8 protein-coding genes and 1 pseudogene are annotated in these 9,123 nt (G+C 52.1%); 3 read left to right on the forward strand and 6 right to left on the reverse strand.

Features of this window, described 5'->3' with window-relative positions:
* The 3 genes from ACQY8X_RS20075 to ACQY8X_RS20085 form a co-directional block, all read right to left on the reverse strand.
* Positions 1 to 267: transporter substrate-binding domain-containing protein (locus tag ACQY8X_RS20075; RefSeq protein WP_428036911.1), on the reverse strand; the 267-nt coding region annotated here is incomplete at its 3' end.
* Between the two features lie 357 nt (positions 268 to 624).
* A complete protein-coding gene (locus tag ACQY8X_RS20080) occupies positions 625 to 1,353 on the reverse strand; it encodes an FKBP-type peptidyl-prolyl cis-trans isomerase (RefSeq protein WP_428036912.1) in 729 nt (242 codons plus the stop codon).
* A gap of 69 nt (positions 1,354 to 1,422) precedes the next feature.
* Positions 1,423 to 1,938 carry a TIGR02444 family protein gene (locus ACQY8X_RS20085; protein WP_428036913.1) on the reverse strand — a complete coding sequence of 172 codons (516 nt, stop codon included), beginning with the start codon at positions 1,936 to 1,938 and terminating at the stop codon, positions 1,423 to 1,425.
* Between the two features lie 20 nt (positions 1,939 to 1,958).
* On the opposite strand from ACQY8X_RS20085, the gene ACQY8X_RS20090 reads away from it, so the two are divergent.
* Positions 1,959 to 3,869 (forward strand): ATP-binding cassette domain-containing protein, encoded by a 1,911-nt coding sequence (locus tag ACQY8X_RS20090; protein ID WP_428036914.1) that lies wholly within the window; start codon positions 1,959 to 1,961, stop codon positions 3,867 to 3,869.
* Positions 3,870 to 3,949: 80 nt separating this feature from the next.
* On the opposite strand, the gene ACQY8X_RS20095 is transcribed toward ACQY8X_RS20090, so the two are convergent.
* Positions 3,950 to 5,278 (reverse strand): HDOD domain-containing protein, encoded by a 1,329-nt coding sequence (locus tag ACQY8X_RS20095; RefSeq protein WP_428036915.1) that lies wholly within the window; start codon positions 5,276 to 5,278, stop codon positions 3,950 to 3,952.
* A gap of 295 nt (positions 5,279 to 5,573) precedes the next feature.
* Here ACQY8X_RS20095 and ggt point away from each other — a divergent pair, with 295 nt between their 5' ends.
* Together ggt and fabI are read left to right on the forward strand one after the other, a co-directional pair.
* Positions 5,574 to 7,322: a gamma-glutamyltransferase gene (gene ggt / locus ACQY8X_RS20100; RefSeq protein ID WP_428036916.1), complete on the forward strand. Its 1,749-nt coding sequence runs from the start codon at positions 5,574 to 5,576 to the stop codon at positions 7,320 to 7,322.
* 270 nt (positions 7,323 to 7,592) lie between these two features.
* Positions 7,593 to 8,363, forward strand: coding sequence for an enoyl-ACP reductase FabI (gene fabI, locus ACQY8X_RS20105; protein WP_428036917.1), 771 nt, complete (start codon positions 7,593 to 7,595; stop codon positions 8,361 to 8,363).
* 63 nt (positions 8,364 to 8,426) lie between these two features.
* On the opposite strand, the gene cynS is transcribed toward fabI, so the two are convergent.
* Together cynS and ACQY8X_RS20115 are read right to left on the reverse strand one after the other, a co-directional pair.
* A complete protein-coding gene (gene cynS, locus ACQY8X_RS20110) occupies positions 8,427 to 8,876 on the reverse strand; it encodes a cyanase (RefSeq protein WP_428036918.1) in 450 nt (149 codons plus the stop codon).
* A gap of 25 nt (positions 8,877 to 8,901) precedes the next feature.
* Positions 8,902 to 9,123, reverse strand: a pseudogene (locus ACQY8X_RS20115) (bifunctional protein-serine/threonine kinase/phosphatase); the annotation flags it as partial.

The raw sequence follows: 9,123 nt of genomic DNA on the forward strand, positions 1-9,123 counted from the left end.
CAGCGCAGTAAAACGCTCTTTCGCGTTCAGCGGGATATACTTAACTTTAGTCGCATCGCCCAGCACAGCCGCTGCCACGGCCCGGCATACATCGACATCCAGGCCTTTCCAGTTACCTTTATCATCAGGCACTGAGAAGCCAGGAACACCACTCGTTACACCGCACTGAAGTGCGCCACGTTCCTTCACAGTTTCCAAAGTACCCGCCATTGCGGTACCTGTCATTGCAACCATCAGAACGGCAGCAGAAATCAGGGTTTTCTTCATTGGATGCTTCCTCTTTGTAACGAATTAATGAATAACAAAAGCAACGCTGTATTCAGCAGCATTCTTATAGCTCTTAATACACAGCAAAGAGCATTCCACTTCTTTATTCTTTTAATCCATATAGTTAACTTTCAGTCTATTAGTGTAGCAACAGTTTCCCCACTGTACAGAAAGCCGCTACTTTTACGCAGCTTCACCCGCTTTTTCAGACAGCAGATAAATAATGTTGTAATAAAAATACAGATGAACTATCAATAAAAGTCAGAATTACTAACATTTTCGATCATGAAAATTATTGTCGCACCAAAAAAAACCACCCGTTGGGTGGTTTTCTATTAGACGCTCTTATTCAGTGCTTCACTCTGCAGGATTAATATCCAGCAGTTCTACCTCAAACACCAGGGTCTCATTAGGACCGATAGCCTCACCCATGCCACCAGGACCGTAGGCCAGTGCAGCAGGCAGTACCAGGCGCGCCTTACCGCCAACCTTCATCAGCTGCAGCCCTTCAGTCCAGCCCGGAATAACACCATTCAGAGGGAAAGATACCGGCTCACCGCGACTATAAGAGCTGTCAAAATCGGTGCCACTGATCAGCGAACCACGGTAATGTACTTTCACCGTATCTTCAGGCTTAGGGCTGGCTCCTTCACCGGCGGTCAGCTCTTCATACTGCAGTCCAGATTCGGTGGTGACAACACCCTCTTTCTTACCATTTTCAGCCAGGAAGGCTTCGCCTTTCTTCAGATTTTCATCTGCCAGCTTGTTGAACTCCGCTTGTTTCTCTTCCATTTTTTTCTTCTGGAAGGCCATCATTGTCGCTTCAACCTCATCCGGCTTCAGCAACGGCTCACCACCAGAATAGACGGTCTCAACAGCACGTTTCAGAGCATCGATATCCAGTTCAGCCACATCGGCTTTGAGTCGCTCACCCAGCATCAGCCCCAGGCTGTAACCCAGTTTCTGCTGATCAGTTTCCAGGGTATAGGGCTTTTCAACCTTTGCGACGGCTTTCTCATCTTTGTCAGGGCCACAACCCACCAACACAATACTTGCTACGGCCACGGCCACCAGCGTCTTCTTCATTATCATTCCTTTTTAATCCCAAGGGGTCAGTTATCTGCTGTTAGTAAACCATTAGACTGAAAAGTTCAGCTAATTACCACCGCACCCGGTTGCTTTATTATTTAATTGCCTTAAAAGTGTCTGCAGATCACCGGTCAGACAGGGTTCGACCCCGGCGACAGAACACAGATTAAGATAGCCAAGTTGTTTGATAGCCATGACTTCAACGGCCGCCCCAGCATCCCGGACAACATCAGGACAATGCTCCGTCAGATCATAGAGCAAGCCAGACTCTACTCTTTCTGCGGCCAGTTCAGCGTTTTTCAACTGTTCATAACACTCATATTCTTGCGGCGACTGTTTGGAGTGGCGCAGCTGATAACGCAACTGCCGCAGTGGCTCCAGCATACGAGTCCGCCACTGCCGGACATGCTGATCATCCAGACTGGCAGGCAGTTCTTTACCCTGGTGGGCAAGCCACAAAGCAAACAGCAGATAGTTTACACTCAGCTGATAATCGTTTTGCAACAGCAGGCAGAGTTCTGCGGTTTCCGGTGTAGAATAGAGCTGCAAAGCGTAGTTCCAAAACGCATTATTTTCTGACATCTGTGATAAAATCCGCCGCCATGATTCAGTTAAACCAGCTTAGCTTACAACGAGGACACCTGCGCCTGCTAGACAGAGCGCAGTTAACCATCCACGCCAATCAGAAAGTCGGCATTGTCGGCGCCAATGGGGTCGGTAAATCGTCCCTTTTTAAATTGATTCTTGGCCAGTTGCAGCCCGATGAGGGCGACCTGCAGCTGCCGGGTAACCTTACCATCGCCCATATGGCTCAGGAGGTTGCTGACAGTACCCAGCGCGCCCTGGACTATGTTCTCGATGGCGATCACCGCCTGCGTGCCGTGCAACAGGCTCTGGCAGATGCAGAGCGCTCAGATAATCATCACCGCATCGGTGAGCTGCACGCTCAGCTTGATGCGATTGACGGCTATAGTGCTGAGGCGCGCGCGCATCAACTGCTGAACGGGCTGAGTTTTTCAACCGCCGATGCCGAACGTCCGGTAAACACTTTCTCGGGGGGCTGGCGTATCCGCCTTAATCTGGCTCAGGCACTGATGAGCCAGTCCGATATTTTGTTGCTCGATGAGCCCACCAACCACCTTGATCTGGATGCAACCATCTGGCTGGAACAGTGGCTGCGCAACTATCAGGGCACCCTGTTGCTGATCTCCCACGACCGGGACTTCCTCGATGCGGTAAGCACCCATATTGTGCACATGTACCAGCAGAAAACCGAGCTGTATAAAGGCGGCTATAGTGACTTTGAAAAGCGCCGGGCTGAACGACTGGCCCAGCAGCAGTCACAATTTGAAAAACAGCAGGTGAGAATTGCGGAGATTGAGAACTTTGTCCGTCGTTTTAAAGCTAAAGCGACTAAAGCCAAGCAGGCGCAAAGCCGGGTGAAAGAGCTGGAACGGATGGAGCTGATTGCACCCGCTCACATCGATAGCCCGTTCAGCTTTACCTTTCAGTCATCGGATAAGATCTCCTTCCCACTGATGAGCCTGGACAAGTGTCAGTTGGGTTATACTCAGCCGCTGCTTGAGATTAACAATCTGACACTGTCACCGGGCGACCGTATCGGCCTGTTGGGGCCGAACGGCGCGGGTAAATCAACCCTGATTAAAACGCTGACCCGCGACCTGCCACTGATAAACGGCCTGTATAAAGCGGGTGAACACCTGAAGATCGGCTATTTTGCCCAGCATCAGCTTGAAGCCCTGGATCTGGAGGCCTCTCCTGCACTGCATATCCAGCGGATCTCACCGAAAGCCACTGATCAGGAGATTCGTAACTATCTGGGTAGTTTTGACTTTAATGGTGACCGGGCGCTAGAGCCGGTAAAACGCTTTTCCGGTGGTGAAAAAGCCCGGGTAGCACTGGCGCTGATCGCCTGGCAGCGCCCCAACCTGCTGCTACTGGATGAGCCAACCAACCATCTGGACCTTGAAGTTCGGCACGCATTAACACTGGCGCTGCAAAATTTTGATGGTGCACTGATTCTGGTCTCCCACGACCGTCACCTGTTGCGTAATACGGTCGATCAGTTTTTGCTGGTCGCGCATGGGAAGGTGACACCTTTTGATGGCGATATGGATGACTACCAGCAATGGCTGGCAGCACAACGCCGCACTCAAAACCTGGTAGAAGAAGAGCCGAAAGAGAGCCGCTCCCTCAGTGCCGCCGAGAAAAAAGAGCAGAAACGCCTTGAAGCTGAACGCCGTAATGCCCTGCGACCGCTGCGCAAAGCGATTGAAACGCTGGAAGCAAAGCTCGACAAACTCACCACGGAACAGCAACAGCTGGAAACCCGGCTGGCGGATGGCAGCCTTTACGAAGAAAGCAACAGAGAACAACTCAAGCAGCTGCTACAACAACAGGGCGAACTGCAGCAGCAAGCGGTAGCGATTGAGTCTGAATGGATGGAAAAACTCGAAGAGCTGGAGCAACTGGAAAGCGAAACAGCAAGCTGACACTGAACGGCTGAGCGAAGCCCCCTGTGGTTAGCTCAGCCTGGTCATTGCCACACTCTCTGTTTGTTTATACTGCAAGCTTAACTGTGGGCATGCTGGGCGTGCATGATCGTATGAACCAGCGCGTCAAGCTCTCCCCGGCTTTCTAACACAGTCGCTAACGCAGCCTCAATATCGGCCTCGCTCAACCTCAGCTGCTGTAGGAGAGTCTCATCAATGGCCTCCACCGGTCCATCCGCTAAACCATGAAGACGTAGCGCCCTATTAACACAATGGATTAGCTTAGCTTCATCACTGGCCAGACCATCATAGCCAGGGTCATTGTGATAGCGTACCGCTTCAACAACCACAGCGGGCAGCCCCCAGTTATCCAGCAACCAGCTACCAATCTGTTCACGGGTGACATTCATCACCTGCTTCTCAACAAACTCCAACGCCATATGAGGATTAGCCTCAATATAGCGGGACAGCAGCGAGAAGTGGGGCGGGAACAGGTGCGCTAACACCAGATAGCCAAAGTTCTGCAGCAAACCGGCCAGGTAAATCAGACCGGGCTTGGGCCGGATCTCGGCGGGTATCTTCTTGCACAGCAGCTCAGCAGCCGCTGCGGTGTACACCGATTGTTGCCAGTAAGGCACGCCATCACGCGGGGTATCTTCGGGCACATTCAAGGTTTTACCCATAGCCACACCCAGCGCCAGATTGACTACCAGATCAAAGCCCAGCACCCGAATCACCGCATCCTCGACAGAGTGAACCTCTCCCGGAGCCGCATAATAGGGTGACGCCGCCCAGCTCATCACCTGAGCGGCCAGACTGGCATCACCCCGCACTAACGGCACCAGATCATCAATTCCCGCAGAAAGATCGGAGCGCAATTCAATCAGACGTTTCATTGAAGGCGCTAAGGGAGGCAGACCCAGAGTGTCTTCCAGGCGCTGCTGAATACGCAGCGTGGTAAAGCGTTCCACCGCACGGGTGATAACCTGCTCATCACTACCTTCCGGCTGATGCTTATCAATCATCTGCGGGGTCATCCCCAGCACACAAGCAGAGAGGCTATCTGAGAACCACTCTTTATGCGCCTCAAAAGCCAGCCCGGTATAGAACTCAACGACGCTGAAGCGGTCGAAATCCTTCAACGACTGATCGAGAAACACTGGCAGATGAAACAATTTCTCCTGTCCGCTGACGGTTTTCAAAGCCGCCTGGCTGAAAAACTTAATCACATCCCGTCCTCTGACCGGTTGCAGGTGCCGGCCTGAATGCTTCCAGATGCTCACCAGATTTAGCAACATGTTGGCGGGCAGCAGCACCAGAGCCTTGCCTTCATGGTCATTCAGCAACACTATTCTGATCGCTCTCGGATCTTTATCCGCGCTGAAAATCGATTTCACTGCTATAGACAAGAGTTTTTCTCCAATTCACCGTCCGTCGTAATATCGGCCCGGATCACACTATCTTTAACTGCTTTCAGTATAGATAGCCTACTGTCAACAGACACGGCATGACATACCCATTTCGAGATATGGAGGCTGACAAGTGACGCCTCTCTGGAATCATTCAACAGTGCAGGCTCAGATATGCGTTATCTGCGTCACCAGATAAATTTCGTCGCCTCGTGCAACTTTAGCATCGATTTCTGCTTTAATGACCTGTACACCATTACCGGCTCATCAGCGATTGAATCTCAGGATCTCAGCCATGCGCATACCTTCCCTCTCTGTCATCGGACTAACACTCGCCCTGCTTCCCACGCTCCTGTTTGCTGTGAACGAGGATTTAGCGCCCGAATCAGCCACTGGAAGATCGTCACAGACAACCCTTTCAGCCCGACATCAGCTGGTTGTTACCGCCCACCCGCTAGCCACCCAGGCTGGTTATAACGTGCTGCAACAGGGCGGCAGTGCTGCGGATGCAGCCGTTGCAGTTCAGGCGATGCTGACGCTGGTTGAGCCTCAATCATCGGGCATCGGCGGCGGCGCATTTATGCTTTACTGGGATAACAGTCAGCAACAGCTCACGGCCTTCGATGGCCGGGAAACCGCACCGACAGCCGCTGATGAAGATCTGTTTCTGACCTCTGAGGGCACCCCCATGAACTGGTGGGACGCGATGGTTGGGGGACGCTCAGTCGGAACGCCCGGCGTGCTGGCAATGCTGGAACTCAGCCAGAAACAATATGGCAAGCGGCCCTGGGCTTCGCTGTTCAGTGATGCAATCGCTACATCAGAGTCAGGATTCATGGTGACTCCCCGATTACATCAGCTGTTAGCAACCAGAATCAATCCCGGCCTGGGACGTTATCCCCAGGCCAAAGATTACTTTTTCACGCCCCAGGGAGAGCCATTGCCTGCGGGACATCAACTGACAAATCCGGCACTGGCCGACTCGCTGCGACTGATCGCCAAAGAGGGTGCAGCAGCACTCTATCAGGGTGAGCTTGCGACAAAAATTGTCGCCGCCGTAAAGCAGGCCAGTGATAATCCCGGCAAACTTCAGTTAACTGATCTGCAAAACTATCACGCCGTTGCGCGTCAGGCCGTCTGCCACCCCTTCAGACAATACCGGGTGTGTGGCTTCCCGCCCCCCACATCCGGGGGGGTTACAACCCTGCAGATTCTGCGCATGATGGAGTTTGCTGAACCGCAACCATTGTCAGCGGATACGGTCGATTTCTACCATCTGTTCAGTCAGGCCAGCCGACTGGCGTATGCTGATCGTGCCCGTTATCTGGCGGATAGTGATTTCATCCCGGTGCCGGTGAATGAGCTGCTGGATGACGAATACCTCCGCCAGCGCAGCCAGCTCATCAGCCCTCTCCGCGATATGGGGAAAGCGGCTCCCGGTGAGTTACCCAGCAAGATCAGCCGTGCCGATGATCACTCTCCTGAGCTGCCCTCCACCAGCCACTTTGTCATTCTTGACCGCTGGGGTAACGCCGTATCGATGACCAGTAGCATCGAGATGGCCTTTGGCTCCACCCTGATGGCGGGAGGGTTCCTGCTGAACAATCAGCTGACCGACTTCTCCTTTGTGGCCGAGGTTGACGGCAAGCCAGTTGCCAACCGGGTTCAACCCGGCAAGCGTCCGCGCAGTTCGATGTCTCCGGTGATGGTGTTTAATGAAAATAATCAGTTAGTCGCTGCACTGGGCTCCCCCGGTGGCAGCCGGATCATCAGCTATGTCGCTGAAAACCTCTATCGTAAACTCAGCTCTGATATGTCGCTGCAACAGGCGTTTAACAGTCCCCATGTGGTTAATCGCAATGGTGTTACAGAACTGGAAGCCGGCACTACTGCAGAACGCTTTGCCGAACCACTCAAAGCGCTGGGTCATGAGATTAAGATCCGGGATCAGAACAGCGGATTACATGGATTTTTCCGCCAGAGTGATGGCTCATGGGCGAGCGCTGCAGACCCCCGTAGAGAGGGCACCGCACTGGGTGACTAATACCCTCTCAGCCGGTCTGGCCTGAGCGGTCGGCCAGATCGGCGCCCCTCCATAAACTGTCAAAGCGTTAACGGCGCTGGCAGCTACTCATTTTAAGGGGAATTTCCCCCTATATATTTAGACTTTAGTCGTTATAATAACCCTAGCAATTGTGCAGAGCACAAATTCTCGAAGCGACACAGATTTAACTAATAAAAATAGCCTTTCATAATTCTGAAATCAGCCTCGTATAACCTAACTTATTGATTTTTTTAAAAAGGGTGAGCCAAGATGTCTAACTTATTGATGGCTGGGAAAAAAGTACTAATTGTCGGAATTGCTAACGACAAGAGCATCGCTTACGGCGTTGCAAAAAAATTACACGAACAGGGTGCCGAACTGGCAATTACCTATCTGAACGACAAGGCTGAACGCTTTGTCCGCCCGCTGGCTGAAGAGTTGCAAGCGTCGATTATCATGCCTCTGGATGTGACTCAGGAACAGCAGATGGTTGATCTGTTTAAAGCGATCGAAGAGGCCTGGGGCTCTCTCGACGGCCTGGTACATTCGCTGGCATTTTGCCCGCTGGAAGACCTGCATGCGCCCATTTCTGAGTGTTCCCGCGAAGGTTTTGCCCAGGCAATGGATGTCTCCTGCTACTCCTTTATCCATATGGCTTCGTTTGCCAAGGAGCTGATGAAAGATGGCGGTTCGATGATCAACTTCTCCTATCTGGGCAGTGCCCTGACCACCGGGGATTACAACATCATGGGCTGCGCCAAAGCCGCACTGGAAGCGGCAACCCGCTACCTGGCCCGGGACCTGGGGCCACAACATATCCGCGTCAACTGCATATCTCCCGGCACCATTGCAACCCGGGCTGCGGGCGGTATTAAAGATTTCGCCACCATGCTGGAGTACAACCAGCATAAAGCCGTTGACCATCAACTGCCCACTATTGAAGAGGTTGGCGATGCGGCGATGTTCTTCCTCAGCGACCTGTCAAAAGGCACCTCCGGCAGCATCCACTATGTCGACCACGGTGTAGGCATTGTCGGCTAAGCCAGATACTGACGCTAAAAAAACACCGCACTGCGGTGTTTTTTTATATCCAGCGCGTCACTGTCAGTATGTTTTGTAAGGTAAAAACTTACCCGAGAAAACGACATTCACCCGGTCCCCATTGGGATTGGGTTCCCGCTGAATGTCCATTGAGAAGTCGATTGCACTCATAATGCCATCACCAAACTCTTCATGAATTAACTCTTTGATTGTACTGCCATAAACATTGACCAGCTCATACCAGCGATAGATCAGAGGGTCGGTTGGCACCGCTGTCGGCAGTGAACCTTTATATGGCGCGATCTGCAGCCAGGCGACCGCTTCGTCAGTTAACTCAAAGATCTCACCTACTTTGCTGGCCTGTTCTTTATCAAGAGCCATCTGCCCAAGGCATGCGGCAGTTGTCCACTCTTTCGATAAACCGACGGCTTCAGCCACAGCACACCACTTGATGCCTTTGGCAACTTTCTGTGCAAGGATCAGCGCAGTTACTTCTTCACGGCTACTTATCATAATAATGACTCCTTATATGATCGTTCTATTGAGTAAGATTGTGGATTTGAACCATAAGCACAGCGACCGTTACCGCGAGCATCAGTGAGATACTTTTCCAGAACAGTAACGGGTTACGATCCAGCAGTGGTGGGCGGGTTTCGCTAAGAAACTGTTGGTTTGGATACCTGAGGTCATAAAGAAACTCCGAGAGTTCTCCATAACGTTTAAACGGGTTGGGATTGAGCGCTTTGCGCAAGGTATAGTC

The organism is Amphritea sp., from assembly GCF_050300915.1.
GTDB lineage: Bacteria > Pseudomonadota > Gammaproteobacteria > Pseudomonadales > Balneatricaceae > Amphritea.

Coding starts and splice junctions, on each gene's coding strand:
- ACQY8X_RS20080 (WP_428036912.1), bottom strand. CDS start 1,353: ATGAAGAAGACGCTGGTGGCCGTGGCCGTAGCAAGTATTGTGTTGGTG.
- ACQY8X_RS20085 (WP_428036913.1), bottom strand. CDS start 1,938: ATGTCAGAAAATAATGCGTTTTGGAACTACGCTTTGCAGCTCTATTCT.
- ACQY8X_RS20090 (WP_428036914.1), top strand. CDS start 1,959: ATGATTCAGTTAAACCAGCTTAGCTTACAACGAGGACACCTGCGCCTG.
- ggt (WP_428036916.1), top strand. CDS start 5,574: ATGCGCATACCTTCCCTCTCTGTCATCGGACTAACACTCGCCCTGCTT.
- fabI (WP_428036917.1), top strand. CDS start 7,593: ATGTCTAACTTATTGATGGCTGGGAAAAAAGTACTAATTGTCGGAATT.
- cynS (WP_428036918.1), bottom strand. CDS start 8,876: ATGATAAGTAGCCGTGAAGAAGTAACTGCGCTGATCCTTGCACAGAAA.